Annotated in this window: 22 protein-coding genes; 1 reads left to right on the top strand and 21 read right to left on the bottom strand. The window is 70.3% G+C overall.

The window, feature by feature from the left end; genetic code table 11:
- Nucleotides 1–127: 127 nt before the first annotated feature.
- Nucleotides 128–799, bottom strand: coding sequence for an MBL fold metallo-hydrolase (locus tag VK923_16295; GenBank protein ID HSJ46237.1), 672 nt, complete (start codon nt 797–799; stop codon nt 128–130).
- A 156-nt stretch (nt 800–955) separates the two neighbouring features.
- Between VK923_16295 and VK923_16290 the strand changes: the two genes are divergently transcribed.
- Complete coding sequence (locus VK923_16290) at nt 956–1,861, top strand: TrkA C-terminal domain-containing protein (GenBank protein HSJ46236.1); 906 nt, start codon at nt 956–958, stop codon at nt 1,859–1,861.
- Here the strand turns inward: VK923_16290 and VK923_16285 are convergent.
- From VK923_16285 to VK923_16190, 20 genes are all read right to left on the bottom strand, one after another.
- Nucleotides 1,839–4,265 (bottom strand): bifunctional (p)ppGpp synthetase/guanosine-3',5'-bis(diphosphate) 3'-pyrophosphohydrolase, encoded by a 2,427-nt coding sequence (locus VK923_16285; GenBank protein ID HSJ46235.1) that lies wholly within the window; start codon nt 4,263–4,265, stop codon nt 1,839–1,841. The genes VK923_16290 and VK923_16285 overlap by 23 nt on opposite strands.
- 136 nt (nt 4,266–4,401) lie before the next feature.
- Nucleotides 4,402–4,935, bottom strand: coding sequence for an adenine phosphoribosyltransferase (locus VK923_16280; protein HSJ46234.1), 534 nt, complete (start codon nt 4,933–4,935; stop codon nt 4,402–4,404).
- A gap of 85 nt (nt 4,936–5,020) precedes the next feature.
- The gene (gene secF, locus VK923_16275) at nt 5,021–6,022 is read right to left on the bottom strand and encodes a protein translocase subunit SecF (GenBank protein ID HSJ46233.1); all 1,002 of its coding nucleotides are present in this window, start codon (nt 6,020–6,022) and stop codon (nt 5,021–5,023) included.
- A 67-nt stretch (nt 6,023–6,089) separates the two neighbouring features.
- Nucleotides 6,090–7,574, bottom strand: a complete 1,485-nt coding sequence (secD, locus tag VK923_16270) for a protein translocase subunit SecD (GenBank protein ID HSJ46232.1) — start codon at nt 7,572–7,574, stop codon at nt 6,090–6,092.
- Between the two features lie 116 nt (nt 7,575–7,690).
- Entirely contained in the window at nt 7,691–8,461 is a 771-nt protein-coding gene (locus tag VK923_16265; GenBank protein ID HSJ46231.1) for an HD domain-containing protein, read from the bottom strand.
- A 29-nt stretch (nt 8,462–8,490) separates the two neighbouring features.
- Entirely contained in the window at nt 8,491–8,817 is a 327-nt protein-coding gene (gene yajC, locus VK923_16260) for a preprotein translocase subunit YajC (protein ID HSJ46230.1), read from the bottom strand.
- Nucleotides 8,818–9,008: 191 nt separating this feature from the next.
- Entirely contained in the window at nt 9,009–10,058 is a 1,050-nt protein-coding gene (ruvB, locus tag VK923_16255; GenBank protein HSJ46229.1) for a Holliday junction branch migration DNA helicase RuvB, read from the bottom strand.
- A complete protein-coding gene (gene ruvA, locus VK923_16250) occupies nt 10,055–10,645 on the bottom strand; it encodes a Holliday junction branch migration protein RuvA (protein ID HSJ46228.1) in 591 nt (196 codons plus the stop codon). The genes ruvB and ruvA overlap by 4 nt, the downstream gene beginning before the upstream one ends.
- Complete coding sequence (ruvC, locus tag VK923_16245) at nt 10,642–11,250, bottom strand: crossover junction endodeoxyribonuclease RuvC (protein ID HSJ46227.1); 609 nt, start codon at nt 11,248–11,250, stop codon at nt 10,642–10,644. The genes ruvA and ruvC overlap by 4 nt, the downstream gene beginning before the upstream one ends.
- Nucleotides 11,251–11,480: 230 nt before the next feature.
- Nucleotides 11,481–12,233 carry a YebC/PmpR family DNA-binding transcriptional regulator gene (locus VK923_16240; GenBank protein ID HSJ46226.1) on the bottom strand — a complete coding sequence of 251 codons (753 nt, stop codon included), beginning with the start codon at nt 12,231–12,233 and terminating at the stop codon, nt 11,481–11,483.
- A gap of 67 nt (nt 12,234–12,300) precedes the next feature.
- On the bottom strand, nt 12,301–12,996 hold the full coding sequence (pdxT, locus tag VK923_16235) for a pyridoxal 5'-phosphate synthase glutaminase subunit PdxT (protein HSJ46225.1): 696 nt from the start codon (nt 12,994–12,996) through the stop codon (nt 12,301–12,303).
- A gap of 36 nt (nt 12,997–13,032) precedes the next feature.
- Complete coding sequence (gene pdxS, locus VK923_16230) at nt 13,033–13,959, bottom strand: pyridoxal 5'-phosphate synthase lyase subunit PdxS (GenBank protein HSJ46224.1); 927 nt, start codon at nt 13,957–13,959, stop codon at nt 13,033–13,035.
- 720 nt (nt 13,960–14,679) lie between these two features.
- Nucleotides 14,680–15,234: a LemA family protein gene (locus tag VK923_16225; protein ID HSJ46223.1), complete on the bottom strand. Its 555-nt coding sequence runs from the start codon at nt 15,232–15,234 to the stop codon at nt 14,680–14,682.
- Nucleotides 15,235–15,308: 74 nt separating this feature from the next.
- Nucleotides 15,309–16,421 carry a glycosyltransferase family 4 protein gene (locus VK923_16220; protein HSJ46222.1) on the bottom strand — a complete coding sequence of 371 codons (1,113 nt, stop codon included), beginning with the start codon at nt 16,419–16,421 and terminating at the stop codon, nt 15,309–15,311.
- Nucleotides 16,418–17,431, bottom strand: coding sequence for a phosphatidylinositol mannoside acyltransferase (locus VK923_16215; protein ID HSJ46221.1), 1,014 nt, complete (start codon nt 17,429–17,431; stop codon nt 16,418–16,420). The genes VK923_16220 and VK923_16215 overlap by 4 nt, the downstream gene beginning before the upstream one ends.
- Nucleotides 17,432–17,468: 37 nt before the next feature.
- Nucleotides 17,469–18,047: a CDP-alcohol phosphatidyltransferase family protein gene (locus VK923_16210; protein HSJ46220.1), complete on the bottom strand. Its 579-nt coding sequence runs from the start codon at nt 18,045–18,047 to the stop codon at nt 17,469–17,471.
- Between the two features lie 47 nt (nt 18,048–18,094).
- A complete protein-coding gene (locus VK923_16205; protein HSJ46219.1) occupies nt 18,095–18,817 on the bottom strand; it encodes an HIT domain-containing protein in 723 nt (240 codons plus the stop codon).
- Nucleotide 18,818: 1 nt separating this feature from the next.
- Nucleotides 18,819–20,798 carry a threonine--tRNA ligase gene (gene thrS / locus VK923_16200; protein ID HSJ46218.1) on the bottom strand — a complete coding sequence of 660 codons (1,980 nt, stop codon included), beginning with the start codon at nt 20,796–20,798 and terminating at the stop codon, nt 18,819–18,821.
- A 139-nt stretch (nt 20,799–20,937) separates the two neighbouring features.
- On the bottom strand, nt 20,938–21,159 hold the full coding sequence (locus VK923_16195; GenBank protein HSJ46217.1) for a hypothetical protein: 222 nt from the start codon (nt 21,157–21,159) through the stop codon (nt 20,938–20,940).
- Nucleotides 21,156–22,676: a hypothetical protein gene (locus tag VK923_16190; protein ID HSJ46216.1), complete on the bottom strand. Its 1,521-nt coding sequence runs from the start codon at nt 22,674–22,676 to the stop codon at nt 21,156–21,158. Before VK923_16190 ends, VK923_16195 begins: the two co-directional genes overlap by 4 nt.
- Between the last annotated feature and the right edge of the window lie 58 nt (nt 22,677–22,734).

Genomic DNA, 22,734 nt, shown 5'->3' with positions numbered 1-22,734 from the left:
GTCCAGACCTCGAGGTGTGGGCGACTCTTCGCACCCAGCACGAACGTCGCTCACCTCCCCGAACCTCGCGACCGAAGGTGGTGCAGCGAACCTCGGGGTGGTGGTCGGTCTTCGGGTGGTGGCGGGGCTAGAGGGCGCGCAGGAAGGGGTTGGTGGCGCGCTCGATGCCCACCGTCGTGTCGGGGCCGTGGCCGGGGTGGACGCGGGTGTCGTCGGCCAGCGGCAGCACCACGCGCTTCAGTGAGTCGTTCTGCTCGGCCATCGATCCGCGCGGGAGGTCCGTCCGTCCGACGGAACCAGCGAACAGCAGGTCGCCCGACAGCATGATCGGCTCGCCGTTGTCGGCGATGAACACGCACGATCCCGGCGTGTGCCCAGGCGTGTGACGGACCTGCAGCCTGAGGCCGGCGTGCGGCAGCGTCTGCCCGTCCGCGAGCGGCTCGAGCCGCTCGGACGGCGGCTCCCATCGCAGCCCGAACTGCGCCTCGAGGCCCGCCAGCGGCGCACCGAAGCCCGCGGCGGGATTGTCCCACAGCCAACGGTCGTCGGGGTGGAGTAGCACCGGCACGTCAAGGCGGGTCGCGAGGTCCGGCGCCGACCAGAGGTGGTCGAGGTGCCCGTGCGTCAGGAGGACGGCCTTGCACTCCAGGTCGAGCGCGTCCAGATGTCCCATGACGTCGTCAGCGCCGTCCTGGCCCGGATCGACGACCACCGCCGCGCCGGCCTCACGGTCACCGACGATGAAGCAGTTCGCCTGCCACATCCCGAGCACGAGGCGGTCGATCACATGGCGGGACATGCGTACCCTTTCCTTCGTGGAGTTCCCACGATGCACGCGCTGGACCGGTTGCGCTGTACAGCTGGGTCCCACGGGCCGGACCGAACGGTACCCGTCGTCGCAGCGGGCGCGGCCGACGATCGAAGCGGCACACCATGACGACCGAGAGGAGTGGCGGTGTTCCAGGTCATCTCTCTGCTGCTCGTCGCCGCCGTGACCCTGCTCATCGGCCGGCTCGGCACGATCGCGCTCACAGCGACGGGGCTGCCCCGTCCGATCGCAAAGTTCCAGGCTCGGTCGGCTCTCTCTGGCGCCGGGTACACGACCAACGAGTCCGAGTCGGTGGTCAGCCACCCCGCGCGCCGACGCATCGTCATGACGCTCATGAGCGTCGGAAGCCTGGGCAGTGCGGCCATCATCGCTACTCTGATTGGCTCGTTCCTCGACGTCTCGGGGTTCGGCTCGGGCCTCGAACGTGGGCTGCAGATCATCGTCGGCGTGTTCATCCTCTGGATGATCCTGCGGATCCCGACCCTCGATCGCGTGCTGGCCCGCGTCTTCGCCGGGCTGGTCAAGCGCATGACCGACGTCGACGTCCGCGACTACGGCAACATGCTGCGCCTGTCGAGCGACTACGGGATCTCGGAGCTGCTGGTCGAGGCCGGCGACTGGCTGGCCGACCGGACGCTTGCCGAGCTCGACCTGTCGCACGAGGGCCTGCTGGTGCTCGGCATCGTCCGCGGCGACCACTACTACGGCGCGCCCAAGGGCACCTACCGGGCCCGCCCGGGCGACACGCTGCTCGTGTACGGCCCGGTCGAGCGGCTCGCTGAGCTCGATGAGCGGCGCAGCGGCACCGCCGGTGAGCGGGCCCACCGCGACGCCATCGTCGCACAGCGCGAGATCGAGCGCCTCGAACGGGTCGCACAGGCCACCGAGACAGGCGACGAGCCGAACCTGGAGGGCGCGGACGACCATGGTGCGACCGACGCGGCCGCAGCCGAGTCGTCGGAGGACCACAACCGTCCTCGAAGGCGCGGACCACCGACCGGTGGGGGAATCAGGCGTCGTCGTCAGCGCTGACGCCGTTGCCGTTCCTGCGCGGGATGACCCGGAAGGCGTCGTACACCGACTCGATCCGCATGACCTGGGCGAGGATGTGGTCGAGGTGGGTGATGTCCGCCAGCTCGAAGGTGAACCGCAGCTTGGCCACACGGTCTCGGCGCGTCGTGACCTGCGCGCTGAGGATGTTGACGTGCAGGTCGCCGAGCACGGTCGTGATGTCGCGCAGCAGATGCTTGCGGTCCAGCGCGTCGACCTGCATCGTCACCCGGAACATCGCCAGGACGCTGCTGTCCCACGACACGTCGATCAGCCGGTCCGTCTGGCGTCGCAGGTCCTCGGCGTTCGTGCAGTCCGAGCGGTGGACGGTGACACCGCGCCCGCGGGTGATGAAGCCCAGGATCTCGTCGCCGGGCACAGGGTTGCAGCACTGCGCGAGCGAGACCATCACGTCGTCGAGCCCGTCGACGAGGACCGCGGTGACGCCGCGCAACGGTGGTTCGGCGACCGACGGCGGCAGGATCTCCTCGCCCTGGTCCTCGTCGGTCAAGCGACCGATGAGATGGCTGACCACCGTCTGCGGCGCGAGGTGGCCCTCGCCGATCGCACGGTACAGCGCGTCGAGGTCGGCGTAGTTCATGTCCTCGGCGACCGCCGCGATCTCCGAGCCGGTCATCAGGCGGCGCCACCCCGAGCGCTGTCGCCCGAGCTCGGCCTTCAGCGCGCCGCGCCCCTTCTCGATCGCGTCAACGCGCCGCTCGCGTGAGAACCACTGGCGGATCTTGGACCGGGCGCGTGACGAGCCGACGAAGTCGAGCCAGTCCCGGCTCGGCCCCGCCTCCTGCGCCTTGGACGTCAGGATCTCGACGGTCTCGCCGTTGTGCAGCTCGTACTCGAGCGACACGAGCCGACCGTTGACGCGGGCGCCGACGGTGCGGTGCCCAACCTCCGTGTGGATCGCGTAGGCGAAGTCGACGGGCGTCGAGCCCGTCGGCAGCGACTTGATGTCTCCGTCGGGGGTGAAGACGAACACCTCGTCGGCGTCGAGGTCCAGTCGCATGTTCGACAGGAACTCGTCGGGCTCCGCGGTCGCCTGGTGCATGTCGATCATCTGCGCGAGCCACTGGGCCTCGGAGTGGTCCGACCGCGTCGCCTGCTTGTACTTCCAGTGCGCCGCGACCCCGTACTCGGCGGTGCGGTGCATGGCCTGGGTGCGGATCTGCACCTCCAGCGTCATCCCGCCGGGACCCATGACCGTCGTGTGCAGCGACTGGTACAGGTTGAACTTCGGCATCGCGATGTAGTCCTTGAACCGGCCGGGGACCGGATGCCATCGCGAGTGGATCATGCCCAGCGCGCCGTAGCAGTCCTTGACGCTGTCGACGATCACGCGGATGCCCACGAGGTCGAAGATCTCGGAGAACTCCTTGCCGCGGCGCACCATCTTCTCGTAGATCGAGTAGTAGTGCTTCGGCCGGCCGCTGACCTCGGCCCTGATCTTCACGCCGCGCAGGAGCTGCTCGACATCGCCGACGACCCGTTCGAGGTAGCGGTCGCGCTCTGGCTGGCGCTCGCGGACCATCGCCTTGAGCTCGTCGTAGCGCTTGGCGTGCAGCGTGGCGAAGGCGAGGTCCTCCAGCTGCCACTTGAAGTTCTGCATGCCCAGGCGGTGCGCGAGCGGGGCGTAGATCTGCAGGGTCTCGTCGGCGATGTACTCCTGCTTGTGGCGCGGCATGTGGTGCAGGGTGCGCATGTTGTGGAGCCGGTCGGCCAGCTTGATCAGCAGGACCCTGTAGTCACGCGCCATCGCCACAAGCATCTTGCGCAGTGACTCGGCCTGGCGCTCGAGTGACGAGTTGACCTGCACCCGGTCGAGCTTGGTGACCCCGTCGACGAGCATCGCGACCTCGTCGCCGAACTCGGCGGCGAGCTCGGCGGAGCTCATGACGGTGTCCTCCACCGTGTCGTGCAGCAGCGCCGCGACGATGGTCGGCGTGTCCATCCCCAGCTCGGCGAGCGTCTCGGCGACACCGACCGGGTGGACGATGTAGGGCTCGCCGGACTTGCGCTTCTGGCCCTCGTGGGCACGCTCGGCGCAGATGTAGGCGCGGACGACCTCGCGGACCTCGACCTTCGGCGAGTGCTGCTTGAGCTTGCCGACCAGCGGCTGCAGCAGGTCGGGCACCTGCAGGCCGAGGTCGAACGGCAGCCGCGACAGCACGGCCTTGACGCCGGAAGGTCGCGCCCGCGGCAGGCCCTCGATCAGCTGCGCGGCCTCTCGACGCGGGTCGGTGACCCCGGGTGGCGCCTGCGACGGATCGATGCGTGGCAGGGGCTGGGTGATCTCCAGCGCGGTCGCGTCGTGCGGTGCATCGACGACATCGGCCGCGTTGCGACCCGTCGTCCGCGCCACACCGTCATCCACGCCCAACGATCCCTTCGATGCCGGGCAAATGCCGCATCTGCAGACCATGATAGCCAGGCGTCGGACGCGTGAACAATGACGCGGCGTCGGGATGCAACCGTTTGTCGGGTCACGGACCACGCGACCTACGACGAGATCAGTAGGTGAGCAGGCTCGTGTAGTCGTGCCCCGAGATGCGGTCGGCGCCACCGAGGAAGGTCAGCTCGATGAGGAACGCGAGACCGGCGACGTGCCCGCCGGCGCGTGTGACCAGCCCACACGCCGCCGCGGCGGTGCCCCCGGTGGCGAGAACGTCGTCGACGATCAGCACCCGGTCGCCGTCGTCGAAGGCGTCGGCGTGGACCTCGAGCGTCTCGGTACCGTATTCGAGGTCGTAGGTCTCCTGGTACGTCTCGCGCGGCAGCTTGCCCCGCTTGCGCATCGGCACGAACCCCGCGCCGAAGTGGTACGCGACGGGCGTTGCGAGGATGAACCCGCGGGCCTCGATGCCCACGACCTTGTCGATCGAGCCGCGGCCGAAGCTGACCACGATGGCATCGACGGCGCTCGAGAACGCCGCGGGGTTCCCCAGCAGCGGCGTGATGTCCTTGAAGGTCACGCCTTCGTTGGGGAAGTTGGGCACGTCGCGGACGTGCTCGGCCAGGATCGACGCGTCGAACCAGATCCTCATCGGCGGCCTCCCCCACGGGCGCGTCGGTCAGACGAGGACCGCGCGGGCACCGCGTCACCGGTCGCGCGCGCTGCGGACGCGTCGATCACGCCGCGCCGCCGCGCCGGGTCTCCAGGCGATGGCGCAGCTCGGCCCAACGGGGCTCGCGCTCCTTGAGCCAGCACAGCAGTGGCGTGGCGACGACCAGCGAGGAGTAGGTGCCGACGGCCATGCCGATGAACAACGCCAGCGCCAGGTCCTCCAAGGTCGTGGCACCCAGGAGCTGCGCGCCGATGAACAGCAGCGCGCCCACCGGCAGCAGCGACGTGATCGACGTCGACAGCGAGCGCACGAGCACGCCGTTGAGTGACTGGTTCGCGACCTCGGAGTAGGTGCGCGATGCACTCGAGCCCAGGCGTTGGGTGTCCTCGGTCACCCTGTCGAACACGACCACCGTGTCGTACAGCGAGTAGCCCAGGATCGTCAGCAGCGCGATGACAGACGCCGGCGTCACCTGGAAACCGACCAGAGCGTAGATTCCGATCGTCACCACCACGTCATGCAGCAGCGTCAGCAGCGCGGCGAGCGCCATGCGCCACTCGAAGCGGATCGAGATGTAGATCGTGACAAGCACCAGGAACACCGCGAGGCCCTCCAGTGCCTGCCGGCTGATCTGCTGCCCCCAGCGCGGTCCGATCGCGCTGACCTCGATCTGCTGCGGGTCGGCGCCGGTCAGGTCAGCCAGCGCGGTGACCACCTCGCGCTGCTGGACTCCTGCGACCTCGTCGAGCGCCGTCGTCGAGATCAGCACGCCGGTTCCGTCGGTCGTCAGTTGAACCGTGGCCTCGTCGATCCCGATCTCACTGAGGACATCCCGGACGTCCTCGGCGGTGAACGTCTCGGTCGCGCCCTCGATGATCATCGACGAGCCACCGGTGAAGTCGATGCCGAAGTTCAGGCCGCGCACGGCCATGGCCAGTGCAGACAGCACCAGCAGCGCCACCGTGATGAGCAGCCACAGGCGCGACCGGCCGACGAAGTCGATGTGCGTCTCGCCCTCGAAGAACCGCTTGAGGCGGCCGCTGCGCGGTGCCGTCGCAGTTGTCATGGCCGCGACCTACCGCTGACGCTGCATGAGGTCACGCCACGCGACCTACCGCTGACGCTGCATGAGGTCATCTCGACTTCACCTTCTGCCGCGGGCGGCGGCCAGGCTCCGCGGACTCGGCCGTGACCGTGCGCAACCCCGTCCACGGAGCGTTCGCCAATCTGGGCGACCTCGCCACCAGGCCGAAGATCGAGCGGGTGAACGTCGCGAACAGCAGCGCGTCGATCAACGTCGACAGGCCCAGGGTGAACGCGAAGCCACGCACCGGCCCAACGGCCAGGAGCCACAGCACGACCGCGGCCAGGAACGACACGGTGTTGCCCGTCAGGTTGGTGCGGAACGCCTTCCGGAAGGCATGCTCCGCGGCGCTGCGCACCGTGCGACCCGCTCGGCGCTCGTCGCGGTAGCGCTCGCGGTAGATGATCGACGAGTCGGCCGCGATGCCGATGGACACGATGATGCCCGCGATCCCCGCCAGCGTGAGCGTGAACCCCATCGTGTTGCTCATGATGATGATCAGCCCGTAGACGATCACGCCGAACATCACGAGCTCGAGCACGGCCAGGACCCCCAGGCCGCGGTACAGCACGATCATGTACAGCGCCACGAGCAGCAGACCCACCAAGCCCCCCTGCAGGCCTGCGATGAGCGATTCACGGCCGAGCGTCGGCGAGATCGACTGCGACTGCGCGAACTCGAGCTCCAGCGGCAGAGCACCGGTCCGCAGGACGACAGCGAGGTCGCGGGCCTCCTGTTCACCGCCGACGGTGATGATGCCGCCGCCGCTGATGCCCTGACCGCACACAACGTCCGCGTTGACCTCGGGGGCCGACTCGACGCGGCCGTCGAGCACGATGGCCAGCTGGCGGGTCGGCGATCCCACCGGCTCGCAGGCCAGCTCGCCGGTCAGCTGCTGGAAGGCCTGGTCGCCCGCACGGGAGAAGTCGAGCGAGACGAACCAGCTGAGCCCGCTCTGCTCGATCTCGGCGGTCGCGTCCTCGACGTCGTCACCGGCGACCTCGACCCGGCCGAGCCGGTACTTGGTCAGCGGGACGTCCTGGGCCGCCTGCTCGGCGTCGTCGGCGACATCTGGCTCCTGGCCGCACAGGACGACCTCCTCGTCGGCCGGTGGTGGCCCGTCGAGGATGTCGTCACACGATCCACCGGCGTCGTCATACCCCGACGAGCCTGGCGGGATGACCTCGAGCACCCGCCGGAACTGCAGCACAGCGGTACGACCGATGACCTGCTCGGCGCGCTGCTGGTCGGCCACACCCGGTAGCTGGACCTGGATCGTTTGGCCCTGCCGAGCGATGTCGGGCTCGGCCACGCCCAGCGCGTCGACCCGCTGGCGGATGACCGCGACGGTCTGGTCGAGCTTCTCCTGATCGATCTCGCCCTGGTTCGCGGCGGGGATCAGCGTGATGGTCACGCCACCGCGCAGGTCGAGCCCGAGCTGGGGCTGCCACCCCAGCGCGATGATCGTGCCCCACATCGCGCCGACCGCCAGGAGGAACGCGATCAGCGAGACGATCAGGCCCCTCCTGCTCATGGTCGGTGACCTACCGTTGACGCTCCGTGACCGGCATCACCTGACCTACCGCTGCCGCTACCTGAGGTCATGTCACGTGACCTACCGCTGCCGCTACCTGAGGTCATGGCGCTCCTCTAGAGGACAGGGACGTTGTTGACGGTGATCTTGAAGTCGCACCGCAGCGTGCGGGCGGCCCGCCGGCACATCACCATCCGCTCGAGGAAGATCTCGAAGTACTCGAGCACCTGGCTGATCTCCGTGTCGATCGCCAGCTCCAACGTGATCGTGTGCGCGGCCGGGTCGACGCGGAGGAAGCTGGACTCCACCGCGTAGTTGACGCGGTCGTGGATGTCCATCTCGATGGACGCGTTCTTGCGCACTCGGCTGCGATGGACGTCGGACTTGTCGGCGAGGATCACCGCGGCGCCGATCTCAGACACCGACTCACCGTAGTGCTCCTCGTGGTTGCCCACGGCGCTCATCACCTGCGCGATGTCAGCGTACGGCACGCCGAGGTCACGCAGCAGGTCCAGCGCCAGGAACGCGGAGGAGATGCCGTGGTTGGTGCGCGTGACCACGTTGCCGACGTCGTGGAGGTAGCCGGCGACCGCGGCCAGTTCGGCGACGCGCTCGTCGTGGCCCAGGTGGGTGAGGACGTTGAACGCGATGTGGCCGACCAACCCGGCGTGCCGGCGGCCGTGCTCGGTGTAGCCCTGCGCGTCGAGGAACTCGTCGGCCGCGTCGACGAAGGCCGTGATCATCTCGTGGTCACGCACGCGTGACAGCAGGCGGATGCGCTGCGCGCCGCCTTCGGGGTCGACCTGCTCAGCGCCGGTCTCGGTGCGACCGCCGACGGGCACGCCATCGGCGGTCGTCAATAGGTCGGTGCCGACCTCGCGGTCCACCGGTTGGCTGCCCGGCCTCGGACGCGCGGTCACTCTCCGCTGATGTTGTCGGCGTCGGCATCGGCCTCGACGGCCCGCTTGGCGATGGCCTGCTTCGACAGCGTCACGACGTTGCTGGGGTTCAGCTCGAGGCGGACCGTGTTCTCGTCGACCGACAGGACCGTGCCATGGAAACCGCCGATCGTGACGACCATGTCGCCGACGCTGATCGAGCTGTGCAGCTCGCGCTGGGCGCGGGCGCGCTTCTGCTGGGGCCGGATCAACAGGAAGTAGAACAGCACACCGATGATGAGCAGAGGCAGCAGACCGCCCAGTGCACCACCGGACTGTTGTGCGAGGACGAACGTGGGATCCATGACACCTTCGATTCGAATGTCTCGTGCGCTCGAATGTCGCCGAGCCCGGTTCCCCGATACCCGGTGGAGCCGTTCCGGCGAATGGTGGACATGAACGGCCCGCCGAGTGTGGAGCCGGCGGGGTCACCACCATAGCGCAGTCAGGCCTCACGACGTGCTCCCCGGACACCGCGCCGCGGGGCGTGGGTTGATCAGTCGAACAGGGACACCGCGTCGGGCTCGTGTGGGGCCGGTACGTCGAGGTGGACGAACGCGGTGCGCGTCGCCACGCGACCACGCGGTGTCCGCGCGAGCAGGCCCTGCTGCACCAGGAAGGGCTCGACGACGTCCTCGATCGTGTCCGCCTCCTCCCCCACCGCGACGGCCAGCGTCGACAGCCCGACGGGTCCGCCTCCGAAGTGACGGCACAGCTGGTCCAGCACCCGACGGTCGAGCCGGTCCAGACCACGGTCGTCGATGTCGAACAGTTCGAGCGCGCGCGCCGCAACGTCGTCGGTGATCACGCCCCCTGCGCGCACCTCAGCGTAGTCCCGGACCCGCTTGAGCAGGCGGTTGGCGATCCGGGGTGTGCCGCGGCTGCGTGAGGCGATCTGGCGCGCGCCCCCCCGCTCGACCTCGACACCGAGGATGCCTGCACTGCGCAGCAGGATCTCGGCCAGATCGCTCGCGTCGTAGAACTCCAGGCGCGCGGAGAACCCGAACCGGTCACGCAGCGGCGAGGTGATCAGGCCCGTGCGCGTCGTCGCACCGACCAGCGTGAACGACGGCAGCGGTAGGCGGATCGCGCGCGCGCCGGGCCCCTTGCCAATGACGATATCGAGCGAGAAGTCCTCCATCGCCGGGTACAGGATCTCCTCGACCGCCCGCGGCAGCCGGTGGATCTCATCGATGAACAGCACGTCGCCCGGCTGGACGTTCGACAGGATCGCGGCCAGGTCACCCGCGCGCTCGAGCGCCGGGCCACTTGTGGCGCGCATGTCGGCGTCCATCTCGGCAGCGACGATCCCGGCCAGGCTCGTCTTGCCCAGGCCGGGTGGACCGCTGAACAACAGGTGGTCGACCGCACCCCCGCGTGCACGCGCACCGTCGAGGACCAGGGCGAGCTGCTCCTTGATGCGAGCCTGGCCCACGAAGTCGGACAGGCGACGCGGCCGCAGCGACGCATCGAGCTCGGTGTCGCCTGCGATTGCCTCGCCGACCAGGACCTCCTGCTCGTCGGCGCCGCCGGGGCGCCCGGTCACGACGCACCGGCCAGCGTGCGCAGCGCCTGGCGCAGCAACGCCTCGGCGTCCGCCCCGTCGTCGTCGCCGATGGCCTCCAGTGCTCTGGTGATCTCGGACGCCTCGTAACCGAGCGCGGTCAGCGCCATGCGGACCTCGGCACGTGGGTCGTCGACGGGGACCGCTGCGGTCGCGCCACTGAACTGCTCCTCGGATGCCAGGTTGCCGCCGAGCTCGAGGATCAGCCGCTGCGCGGTCTTGCGTCCCAGACCGGGCACGGTGACCAGCGCCGCGGTGTCCTCGGCCAGGATCGCGTCGCGCACGCCCGTCGCTCCGAGGGTCGCAAGCGCCGACAGCGCCAGCTTCGGTCCGATGCCGTTGACGCCCAGGAGCCGTTCGAACAACCGCAGCGCCGTCACGTCCGGGAAGCCGAACAGTGTCATCGCGTCCTCGCGGACCGCCAGGTGGGTGTGGACGACGATGTCGTCGCCCAGGCGCTGTGGAAAGGCCCCCGCCGGCACCAGCACGCGGTATCCGACACCGCCGACGTCGACGATCACGCCGTCGACGTCGACCGCGACGAGCTGACCCCGCAGTCGCGCGATCACCGGTGTCCTCCAGGCGCACCAGCGCGCTCGCGCTCGCCCTGCGTCGTCCGCGTCCGCGGCTGGACGACCTGGGCACCGGGCCCGGCGGCTGCGACGGCGGCTGCCAGGCGGCTGCTGTAACCGCCGGCGTCGTCGCTCGCCGGCCCGCCGGTCCGCCACAGATGGCACAGAGCGACCGCTGCCGCGTCGGCGACGTCGGCCGACGCGGGCGCCCGGTCCAGGCCCAGCTGGGCACGTACGAGGTACTTGACCTGGGCCTTGTCGGCGTCGCCGGTCCCGGTGACCGTCGCCTTGACCTGCGTCGGTGTGTATTGGAAGACCTCGAGCTCCGCGTGAGCGGCTGCGAGCAGGATGACGCCGACCGATTGGGCGACCGCCATCGCCGAACGCGCGTTGGTGTTGAACAGCAGCTGCTCGATGGCGAGCACACCAGGGCGGTGGGTGGCGATCAGGTCGGTGATCTGGTCGTGGACGACCGCCAGGCGCTGCTCAGGCGCGTCGTCGGCGCCGGTCCGCACGAGGTGGTGAGCGGTCAGCTCGCTCCCGCGCACGTCACCATCGATCATTGCGACGCCGCAGCGCGCAAGCCCTGGGTCGACGCCCATCACACGCACAGCCACTCCTCGCCGACGCGGTCCCCGTCCGGGCGAACGGATGTTCGGCGTTGGACCCTAGCAGGTCGACGGCGCCAGACACCACAACCGACTTCGTCGACGACCCCCGTCCGTGGGGAGTGCATCGACCACATGGGAGCACTCGCTCCCCACGGCTCCGACAGGGTGGGTTCCGGTGAAGCGGACCGGCTCATGCGGTGAGCTCGCTCCCCACGGCGACGTCACGCGACCGCTTCGAGCACCTCGTCGGGGATGTCGAAGTTCGCGTACACGTTCTGGACGTCGTCGCAGTCCTCGAGTGCGTCGATCAGCCGCAACACCTGGCGCGCGGCCGCCTCGTCGGCCACGGGCACACTGACGCTCGCCAGCATGGTCGACTCGGACGAGTCGACGGTGATGCCGGCCGACTCCAGTACCTCGCGCACGTCGTTGACGTCCGTCGGGTCCGACGTGATCCGGTAGCTGTCGCCCTCGAGCACGACGTCGGTGATGCCCGCATCGAGCCCGGCCAGCAGGATGTCGTCCTCGTCGGCGGCGTCCGCGGGGACCAGGATCACGCCCGTGCGCGTGAACAGGTAGTTGACCGCCCCGGGCTCGGCGAGCGACCCGCCATTCTTGTTGAACGCGGACCGCACGTCGTTCGCGGCCCTGTTGCGGTTGTCGGTGAGGCACTCGACGTAGAGCGCGACCCCGCCCGCGGCGTAGCCCTCGTAGTGCACGGTCTCGTAGTCGACCCCGCCGCCCTCGCGACCCGCGGCACGCTTGAGCGCGCGCTCGATGTTGCCCTTGGGGACCGAGGCGTCCTTGGCCTTCTGGACCGCCGTGGCCAGTGTCGGATTGGCCTCCGGATCGGCGCCGCCGTCGCGCGCCGCCGCCTCGATGCCACGAATCAGCCGGGCGAACAGCTTGCCGCGCTTGGCGTCGGCCGCACCCTTCTTGTGCTTGATCGTGGACCACTTGGAGTGCCCGGACACGTTGCTCCTCTCGCTTCCCTCGCCTCCGAACCGTCCGGGGAAACGTGTGGCGAGGTCCGGGGCCTTGTCAGCTCTGCCGCGCCTGGATGATCTCGACGAACAACGCGTGCAGGCGCGGGTCGCCCGTGAGCTCTGGATGGAAGGCGGCAGCCAGCAGGTGGTCCTGCCGCGCAACGACGATCTTAGCACCGAGGGGGGTGTCGACCTCCGCCAACGCCTCGACATCCGGGCCGAGCCGTTCGAACCAGGGCGCACGGATGAACGCGGCGCGCATCGGTGGTGCCGGCACGCCCGCGATGTCCAGCGAGCCCTCGAAGCTGGCCACCTGACGGCCGAACGCGTTGCGCCGCACGATCGTGTCCATGACCTCGAGCAGCGGCTGCTCGCTGGGCGTGCCGTCCGACAGCAGCGCTTCGGACCCCATGAGGATGGCCCCGGCGCACGTGCCGAGCGCCGGCAGCCCGCCGCGCAGACGGTCACGTAGCGGTTCGAGCAGCCCGAAGCGCTCGAGCATGGTGCCGATCGTCGTGGACTCGCCGCCCGGCAGTAGGACGCCGTCGAGGTCTGCGAGCTGCTCGGGATGGCGCACGGCGACCGCCCGGGCGCCTGCGAGCGACAGCATGCGGACGTGCTCGAGCACGTCACCCTGCAACGCGAGCACGCCGACGACCGGTCCCAGCGTGCTGGGAGGTCGATCGTCATCGAGCACGACGAGTGGCTGGCCCGGCAACCGCAGCCGCAACCAGTGGGTGTCTGTCGTCACGTTCGACGACCTACCGCTTCGCTACATGAGGTCACGTCACCAGCCACGGCCTGCGAGCCGCTGCCCCTCCGTGAGCGAGTCGTTCGCCATGCCGACCATCGGCTGACCGAGATCGCGCGAGACCTTCGCGACGATCGTCGGGTCCTGCGCGTAGGTGGTGGCCTCGACGATCGCCCGTGCGCGCTTGGCGGGGTCGCCGGACTTGAAGATGCCCGAGCCCACGAACACACCGTCGGCGCCCAGCTGCATCATGAGCGCGGCGTCAGCCGGGGTCGCGATCCCGCCCGCCGTGAACAGCACGACGGGCAGCCGTCCGGTGCGGGCGACCTCCTCCACCAGCTCGTGGGGGGCCTGCAGGTCCTTGGCGGCGCGGTACCGCTCGTCGGGGCTCAGGGTCGTCAGGCGACGGATCTCGGCCGTGATGGCACGCATGTGCCGTACCGCCTCCTTGACGTCGCCCGTGCCGGCCTCACCCTTCGAACGGATCATCGCCGCGCCCTCGGTGAGCCGCCGCAGCGCCTCGCCGAGGTTGGTCGCGCCGCACACGAAGGGCACCGTGAACGCGTGCTTGTCGATGTGGTTGGCTTCGTCGGCGGGCGTCAGCACCTCGGACTCGTCGACGTAGTCGACGCCGAGCGCCTCCAGGACCTGTGCCTCGACGAAGTGCCCGATGCGCGCCTTCGCCATGACCGGGATCGACACGGCCTGCATGATCGCCTCGACGACCGCGGGATCGCTCATGCGCGCGACGCCGCCGTCGGCGCGGATGTCAGCCGGGACGCGCTCGAGGGCCATGACAGCGACGGCGCCCGCCTCCTCAGCGATCGCGGCCTGCTCCGGGGTGACGACGTCCATGATGACGCCGCCTTTGAGCATGTCGGCGAGACCGCGCTTTACGCGGTCCGTACCAAGCTGCGCGGGTGTCGCGGCCGGGCTGGACGAGCTGGGTGCTGCATCGGTCATCGCAGGCCTTTCCAGTGCGTGGCACGACGTCACAGCGACGACGTCGCACTGCTCCGAGCCTAGCGCGGGGTGCCGGACGGGCGCTGCGCGGAGGGGGCGATCTGGCGACCGCACGGGGCCGCGCACAGGTGCATCCACACCGTGCCCTGGACCGGGAACGGCCTGCTGTCCCACTGCTCCAGCCGTGGCGCGCCGGACGCGCCGCCATGGCGCCATCGCGCGGCGTACCGACGGCCGCGCGGAGCACGACCGCGACCCCCTCGGCGCGCAGCTCGCGAGGTCTGCCCGCCGCCGTCTCGGCGACGACCACGGTGCCGGCCGCCACCGGTGTGCCGCCCGCGGCGACCTCGGGGTGACCGTCGACCGCACGGGTCCACGTCTCGGACCGCCCATCCCATGTCCACGTCCACCGTGGTGCTGCGCGATCCGGCGCGCAGGGCTCCCCACAACGCCTACGCGGTGGCGTGCGCGGTCAGGTCCGCGGCGTCCCGTCCAGCGCGACGGTCGCGGCGATCGGTGTGACGGTTCCGCCGCTCGACAGGCGCTGCGGTCCAGCTGACACGGTCGGCGCGGAGCCGGAGGTCGGGGGCGCGGACCGCTGCGGCGTCGGCGTCGCCGATCCCGGCACGCCGCCGGTACACGCCGAGACCAGGCAAGTGACCAGCACGACGGTCAGCAACGTGCGCGACCGTCCGGCACCCGGTCGCGGAGGGCGGGTGGCTAGAACTTGACCTGCACCGGCGAGCGGCTGTCGGTGTCGGCCTCGAAGTATTCGTAGGCCTCGAAGTTGCCCCTGTTCGCGATCAGGTTGGTCGGCACCTTCTGCCGCTTCGTGTCGTACCGGTTGATCGAGTCGTTGTACGCCTGGCGTGCGAACGCGATCCGGTCCTCGGTGTTGGTCAGCTCCTCCTGCAGCTGACCGAACTGATCGCTGGCCTTGAGGTCGGGATAGGCCTCCGCCGTGGCGCGCAGGTTGAACAGCGCCCGTGACAGCTCGCTCTCGGCCGCGGCCTGCTCCTGCACACCCGACGCCTCCATCGCCGACGTGCGCGCCGCCGTGACCGCCGTCAGCACATCGCGCTCGTGCTCGGCGTATCCCTTCACGGTCTCGAGGAGGTTGGGGATCAGGTCGTAGCGACGCTTGAGCTGCACGTCGATGGTCGACCAGGCGTTCTGCACCCGGTTCCGCTGGGCGACCAGGCCGTTGTAGCCGGCGACGGCCCACACGACCGCCAGCAGCAGCACCACCACGACGATGACGATCAACGCGGTCATGTGACCGACCTTTCGCTATCTGCCAGATGCCGAGTGTACGGACGATCTGCCTCGGATGACGAATGGATGTGCGCCTAGACCAGGCTGGCGTACAGCGCCTCGAGCTGCGCAGCGACGCCGCTCCAGTCGTAGCCCGCGGCGTGGCGCCGACCCTCGCGTGACATCGCGTCACGCAGCTTGTCATTCGACAACAGGGTGAGGATCGTGCCGGCCAGCCCGGGTGCGTCGCCGGGGCGGACGAACCGACCCTGGTGCCCGTCGCGCATGACCGTGCGGAAGCCGGGGATGTCGCTCGCGACGACCGGCAGGCCCGCTGCCATCGCCTCCAACAGGACGATCCCGAACGACTCGCCGCCGACGTTCGGCGCGACGAACAGGTCGGCGCTGGCGAAGTACCGCGCCTTCTCTGCGTCGTCGACGTGGCCCACGAACAGTGCGTCGTGGCGGATAGAGCTCGGAATCATCTGCTGGCAGCGCTCCCGCTGCGCCCCCTCGCCGACCACGCACAGCCGCACGGTTGACCAGGCCGCCCGGACGCGCAGGAAGGCGCGGACCAGCACGTCGAGGCCCTTGCGCGGCTCCAGCCGCCCGACGAACAGCAGCAGTGGCCGTGCCGGATCCCGCAGCGCGTGGATGGGCTCGGCGTCGAACCGGGCGACGTCGATCCCGTTGGGCACCACCTTGAAGCCACCGATCGGCACGCCGAGCGCCTCGGCAGCGTAGACCTGGGCCGTTGGTGACACGGCGACGCGGACGTCGAGGCGCTTCGCGACGTGGCGTCCGAACGGTGCCACCAGTCGGTACAGGCGGTCGTGGTGGGACCACGAGTGGAACGTCGCGACCAGTGGACGCCGCCCGAACGCTGCGACCGCTGCGGACACGAGCGGAGACAGCGGTTCGTGCACGTGGGTGACGTCCGGTGAGAATCTGGCGACCCGACGCAGCACACGGCCGGCGGCCGTCGGCGAGACCGCGACCGGGGCGACCGACTGGTTGTAGGGCACCGGCAGCGGACGCCCGACGTCGACGACCGCGGGTGCCGACACCGCCGGCGCGACGCCACGACGGTGTGGAGCGAAGACGACGACGCGGTGGCGCTCGGACAGGTGCGTCGCGAGCTGCGCGACATGCGACTGGACGCCGCCGGAACGCGTCCAGTCGTAGGGGCAGACCAGCGCGATCCTCACGGCGCCGAGGGCTCCGACGTGGACCAGATCCGCTGGAACGCGTGCCACTGCGCCGGATCGAGGCGGATGACCTCCTCCAGGGCAGCGGCCACCTGCCGTTGCGCGTCGCGGATCTCCAGGTCGTGCAGCCACCGTGGCTCGAGGATCTGCAGACGCCAGCGGCGTCCGGGCAGCTGCAGCATCGCCGTGGGCACGACCGGTGCCCGGTACCGCTTGGCCAGCACCGTCGCGCCGAGCGGAAGTCGGCACGGCTTGCCGAAGAAGTCGACCATCGGTGCGCGACCTGACAGGTCACGGTCGGTCAGAAGGCCGACCAGGTGGTTGTCGCCCAACACGTCACCGAGGCGCGCACCGATGCCGCGGCCGCTGATGCTGGCGCGCGGCTCGAGCGGCACGACCTCCAGCCCCATCTCCTCGCGCAGCCGCACGAAGCGGGCGAACAGCGCCCGCGGCCGCACGATCTCGGCGACGACCGCCAGGTGGTAGCCGTGGACCTCGGCCCAGCGCGCGGCAACGTCCCAGGAGCCGTGGTGGGCCAGCAGCACGATCGCGCCGCGGCCCCGCTCGAGCACGTCGTCAAGCAGATCGAGGCCACGGGCGTCCACACGTGAGGCGATGTCGGCGGCGCCGATGTCGGCCACCCGGAAGGCCTCGACCCAGTACCGCGCATACGACCGGTACGCCCTCGTCACCGTTGCGTCGAGCACGTGGGGGGCGACGACGCGGGCGAGGTTGGCTCGGACCCGGTCACGGCCGTGGCCAGCGCGGCGTGCGGCGAGCAGCGCGGCGGCGTCGGCCAGGCGGAATGCAACCGCCTCGGGCACCCACCGGGCCAGCTGCCACGCCGCCAGCCACAGCGCGCCGACCACCCGCTGGCGCCGCGTGTCTGGACGGCGCTGGGGCACTCGCTCGGCGGCGCCGGGTCGCCTGTCGACCGGGCGACCGATGATCCCCGAGCCGCGGTACGACGGCACGCGGGTCGCGCCCTGTGAACCGTCCGCCACCGTCACCGACACTCGCGGCGGACGCCGCGCCCCCGCATCCGGATCATTCCTGCAGGGCCTGCCGCCGGACAGCTCGCAGCCGCTGCGCGACGGTCACGGCGCCTCCCACGGCCAGCACCCACAAGGCGAGCGGCAGCAGCCCGAGGCCGATGCCGACGAGCAGGATGATGACCCGCTCCGGACGCTCGAGCAGGCCCACCGTCGCTTCCCACCCCAGCGACTCGGCCTTGGCGCGGATGTACGATGTCAGCAGCGCGCCGCCGAGCGCCACCAGCGCCACGGTGAACAGCAGCACGGTGTCACGCACCAGCCACAGCGCCGCACCGAGCAGCACGACGTCGCTGATCCTGTCGCTGACGCTGTCGTAGAACGAGCCCCAAGCCGTCACACGACCACGCAGCCTGGCGACCGTACCGTCCAGTGCGTCGGTCGCGGTCGCCACGGCGAGCACCAGCGCACCGGCCAGGTGATGGCCGGCCAGCACGACACCGGCACCGACGAACGTCGCGAGCACGCCGAAGGTCGTCAGGCCGTTCGGGGTCGCGCCCAGGCGCGCGAGGCTGCGACCGATCGGCACGACGAGGCGGTCGGTTGCTGTGCGGGCGTGAGCGTTGATGACCACGGCGGACACTCTCGACGTACAGGACGTGATGGAAGGAGCCTAGCGCCTCAGCCGTCGGCGAACGCCGGAGCGATGCGCGCCCACGTCTCGTCCAACAGCTCCGGCAGCACCCTGGTCTGGCCGATCACGGGCATGAAGTTGGTGTCACCGCCCCAGCGCGGCACGACGTGCTGGTGCACGTGATCGGCGATGCCGGCACCCGCGATCCCGCCGAGGTTCAGGCCGATGTTGAACGCGTGCGCGCCCGAGGTCCGGCGCAGCACCCGCACCGCGCGCTGCGTCAAGATCGCCATCTCGTGGACCTCGGCGTCCGACAGCGAGACGTAGTCGTCCGTATGGCGGTACGGCACGATCATCAGATGCCCGGGGTTGTACGGGTAGGCATTGAGGATGACGAACGCCACGGTCCCCCGGTGCAGGATCAGCGACTCGGCGTCGTGCGCCGCGCCGCGGCCGGGCAGGTGGCAGAACGGGCAGCCCTGCGACGACGCGTCAGGGTCGGTCACATAGGCGTTCCGCCACGGCGTCCACAGGCGTTGCAGCTCGTCGATGCGCTGCTCGGGATCGGAACGCTGCCCTCCCGCGCGCACGTCGATCTGCGCCGCCCTGGCTCGCACGGTCTCATCTCCGCTGGCGCTCGCCCGCACCGTCCGGTCCCCGCCCACCGGCTCGCTGGCGCTCGCCCGCACCATCCGGTCCCCGCCCACCGGCTCGCGGACGCTCGCCCGCACCCGATCGAGGCCCTTCGACCGCTTCGACCCGTGGCTCACCTCAGCCACCGGCGCCGCGCTCGGCGACCTCCCGGGTCACCTCGTCGATGAACGTCGCGACGGCGACGCCCTTGCGCTGCCTGCCATCACGCGCCCGCATCGAAACGGTGCCGGCCTCGACCTCGGCGTCGCCGACGATGAGCTGGTAGGGCACCTTGTCCACCTGGTGGCGACGGATCTTTGCGCCGAGGGTGTCGTCGGAGCGGTCGACGTCAACGCGAAGGCCAGCGTCGCGCAGCCGCTCCCCGACCTGGTCGGCGTAGGCGTGGTGGACCTCGCCGATGGGCACCACCACCGACTGCACCGGCGCGAGCCACGTCGGGAACGCGCCACCGAAGTGCTCGAGGAGGATCGCGAAGAACCGCTCCAACGACCCGTACAGGGCACGGTGGATCATGAACGGCCGGCGGGTGATGCCGTCGGACGCGACGTACCCGAGGTCGAAGCGCTCGGGCAGGTTGAAGTCGACCTGGATGGTGCTCAGCTGCCACGCACGCCCGAGCGCATCGATCACCTGGAAGTCGATCTTCGGTCCGTAGAACGCACCCTCGCCCTCATCGACGATGTAGCCCAGGCCAGAGCGCTCGAGCGCAGCCGCCAGCGCCGCCTCGGCGTGGGTCCACCCCTCGTCGGTGCCGACCGTGTCAGCCTTGGGTGGTCGCGTCGACAGCGCCACGCGCGAAGGCCCGTCGACGAACCCGAAGTCGCGGTACAGCGCGAGCGTGAAGTCGATGACCTCCACGACCTCGTCGACGACCTGCTCGGCGGTGCAGAAGATGTGCGCATCGTCCTGCGTGAAGCCGCGGGCGCGCAGCAGGCCGTGCACCACCCCGGACCGCTCGTAACGGTAGACCGTGCCGAGCTCCGCCAGGCGCAGTGGCAACTCGCGGTAGCTGCGGGTCCGGCTGCCGAAGATCATCACGTGGAACGGGCAGTTCATCGGCTTGGCGTAGTAGTCGCCGACCTCGCCGTGGCCCTTGTCGGCCATGCGCATCGGGGGGAACATGCTGTCGGCGTAGAAGTCGAGGTGCCCCGACGTCTCCCAGAGCAGGCTGCGGCCCACGTGCGGCGTGTAGACCGGCTCGTATCCGCGCTGCAGGTGCATATCGCGGCTGTAGTCCTCCATCACGAGCCGCACCCGGCCGCCGCGCGGGTGGAACAGCATGAGCCCCGTGCCGAGCTGGTCGGGCGATGAGATCAGATCCAGATCACGCCCCAGCTTGCGGTGGTCGCGCGCCCTGGCCTGCTCGAGGCGCTCCACGTGTGCCCGCAGCGCCTTGCCGGACTCCCACGCGGTGCCGTAGATGCGCTGCAGCTGGGGATTGGCCTCGTCGCCACGCCAGTAGGCACCCGCGACGCGCTGCAGGGCGAAGACCGGCACCCACCGCGTCGTCGGGAGGTGGGGCCCACGGCACAGGTCCACCCACTCGGTGCCGTCGCCGCGGAGGTTGGCGTAGACCGTGACTTCGGCGTCGCCGGCGCCCTCGTCGGCGTCGACGCCTTCGATGATCTCCCGCTTGTACGGCTGATCGGCGAACAGCTCGAGCGCCTCGTCAGGCGACAGCGTCCGACGCTCGAAGTGCTGACCCTCGCCGATGATCTCGTGCATCCGCGTCTCGATCCGCTCCAGATCGTCAGGTGTGAACGGTGTCTCGACGTCGAAGTCGTAGTAGAAGCCGTCGGCGATCGGTGGACCGATCGCGAACTTCGCACCTGGGAACAGGTCGGTCACCGCCTGGGCCATTATGTGGGCGACCGAGTGGCGAAGGATCTGACGTCCTCGTTCGCTGTCGGCGGTGATCGCCTCGACCATGGCGGACGTCTCGAGTGGCGCGGTCAGATCACGTTCGACCCCGTCGACCAGCGCGGCGATGACCTGGCCGCGCCGTGCCCCGAGCGCCTCGAGCGCATCGCCGACCGTGACAGGAGGCTCGACCGTGCGCTGCGGACCGTCCGGCTGCGCCACGACGATGCTCGTCACGTTGATCACCACTCCTGCGGATCGGTCGATGAGCGCCGACGTCATCGCGCCGGCAGGCATCAGGCAGGATAGCCGCGGCGCCCGATCCACCGAGCGTCACGCGGAAACGTGCGGGCAGGGTCGGCGGCGGCGGCGGTGGTCACGTACGGTCGAGCTCGGCGAGCACCCGTCGGGCGCGATCGGCATCGGCCGGGCGAACCAGCACCCGCGTCGCGTGGCCGCCGCTGTCCAGACCGTAGACCGCGCCGAGCGCATCGCGATCCAGCTCCGTTCGGACGCCCTCCGCCTGGAGTGCACCGCGCAGCAGCACCGCCGCCATGTGCGGTAGGACCGTCACCACGTGCCAGTTGTCCTCGGTCACCGCCGGCTCCGGAACCCGCGCAACGGGAACCGTGATGTCGGTCGACCCATGCTCGAACTGACGAGCGCGAGACGCTCGTGCGCCTCCTGATCGAGTGGCTCGAGCTCCAGTACGCTGCGGTAGTGGAATCGCGCCTGCTCGTAGTCCTGCTCGGCGAGCGCGACGGCTCCGAGCGCACGGTGCGCCTCCAGGGTACCCGGCGCCACAGCCTCCAGACGTGACGCTGCGGCGTGCGCGAGCTCGAGGTCCGAGGCCGCGAGTCGGGCACGACTCAACTCCGCGAGCTCGTCGGGGGCGTCGGGCAGCTCGGACGCCGTGACACCGTCGACCATCTCCGGCTCCGTCTCGTCGTCGCCCTCGACGGCCGGGGCCTCAGCGGACGCTGGCGCGGTCGCATCCTCGCGATCTGGCAGAGGTGACGAGGGCACGGTCCCGGCGCGCCGCGCGGCGTCGTGCTCCTCCACGTCGATGGCGAGCTCGCGGGCCAGCGATGCGTCCCCGAGCTCCGCTGCCGCAGCATGTCCGGCCGCGGCCTCGAGCCGCTCGGCGTCTGCCTCGTCCGTGGCGTCACGGGCGTCGACCCTCAGTGCGCTGTCGTCAGCGGTGACGCCGACCGGCCGGTTCGGGTTCCCGTGCGGCGCCGTCGTGCGCACCGGCCGGACCGCGATCCACATCAGCACGAGCGCCGCAGCGCCGACGAGCCCACGCACCACGCCGAGACCCGGGATCACCAGTCCCAGCAGCAGACCGAGCAGCAGGCAGCCTCCGACGGCGACCGCCAGTCGACCGCCCGGGCCTGCGCGCGGGGCTGCCAGCGCTACCGTCCGTGCCCGGACCCTGTCGGCCAGCCGCGACCGGCGGCGTTGGAGGACCATCGGAGCGCCGTACTGAGCGAGCTCCTCGGTCGGATCTTTGCCCTGCGCCTCCAGGGTCTCGGCCAGTCCCATGCGTCCGTCGGGGTCGTCGCTGTCGAGCTCGAGCACCCGGCGGAACGCAGCCTCGGCGTGGGCCAGCTCCCCGACCTCGAGTGCCGTCTCACCCAACATGAGGTGGCCCCCGCGGACGGACGGGTCCACTCGGATAGCCTGCTCCGCCGCGACCGCCGCCTCGTAGGTCGCGCCACCGGCGAGCTGCAACTGCGACAGCACCGTCCAGGACCGTGCATCCGTTGGCGCCAGCGCCGTCGCCTGCAGCGCGGCGTCCAGGCCCTCGGTCTGCCAGCGCGAGCGCGTCACGCCCGTCATCGCCAGCGCGAGCCACGCGTCCGATGACGCGGGATCCAGCCGCGTCGCCATGCGCGCCGCGTACATCGCGGCGGCGAAGCGCTCACGCAGGTAGTCGATGCGGGCGAGCAGCAGCCACACGGCCGGATCGCCCGGTGACGCGCGCTGGACCTCCCACGCGAGCACGCTCGCGGCGTCGTAGACGCCGTCGTCGATGAGATCGTTGATCTCGGCCAGCGCCCGCCGATCCGCACGCTGCCCGGCCGCGTGTTCGGGCGTGACGACCTTCCTCATCCTTGGTGCTCAGGCAGACCTTCGGCATCCGTGTGCACCGTCCGCACGTACAAGAAGT

The sequence above is a fragment of the Euzebyales bacterium genome (assembly GCA_035461305.1).
In the GTDB taxonomy this organism is placed as follows: Bacteria; Actinomycetota; Nitriliruptoria; order Euzebyales; family JAHELV01; genus JAHELV01.
This window is presented reverse-complemented; position numbering and strand designations above follow the sequence as displayed.

Coding starts and splice junctions, on each gene's coding strand:
- VK923_16295 (HSJ46237.1), bottom strand. CDS start 799: ATGTCCCGCCATGTGATCGACCGCCTCGTGCTCGGGATGTGGCAGGCG.
- VK923_16280 (HSJ46234.1), bottom strand. CDS start 4,935: ATGAGGATCTGGTTCGACGCGTCGATCCTGGCCGAGCACGTCCGCGAC.
- secF (HSJ46233.1), bottom strand. CDS start 6,022: ATGACAACTGCGACGGCACCGCGCAGCGGCCGCCTCAAGCGGTTCTTC.
- secD (HSJ46232.1), bottom strand. CDS start 7,574: ATGAGCAGGAGGGGCCTGATCGTCTCGCTGATCGCGTTCCTCCTGGCG.
- yajC (HSJ46230.1), bottom strand. CDS start 8,817: ATGGATCCCACGTTCGTCCTCGCACAACAGTCCGGTGGTGCACTGGGC.
- ruvC (HSJ46227.1), bottom strand. CDS start 11,250: ATGGGCGTCGACCCAGGGCTTGCGCGCTGCGGCGTCGCAATGATCGAT.
- pdxS (HSJ46224.1), bottom strand. CDS start 13,959: ATGACCGATGCAGCACCCAGCTCGTCCAGCCCGGCCGCGACACCCGCG.
- VK923_16225 (HSJ46223.1), bottom strand. CDS start 15,234: ATGACCGCGTTGATCGTCATCGTCGTGGTGGTGCTGCTGCTGGCGGTC.
- VK923_16190 (HSJ46216.1), bottom strand. CDS start 22,676: ATGAGGAAGGTCGTCACGCCCGAACACGCGGCCGGGCAGCGTGCGGAT.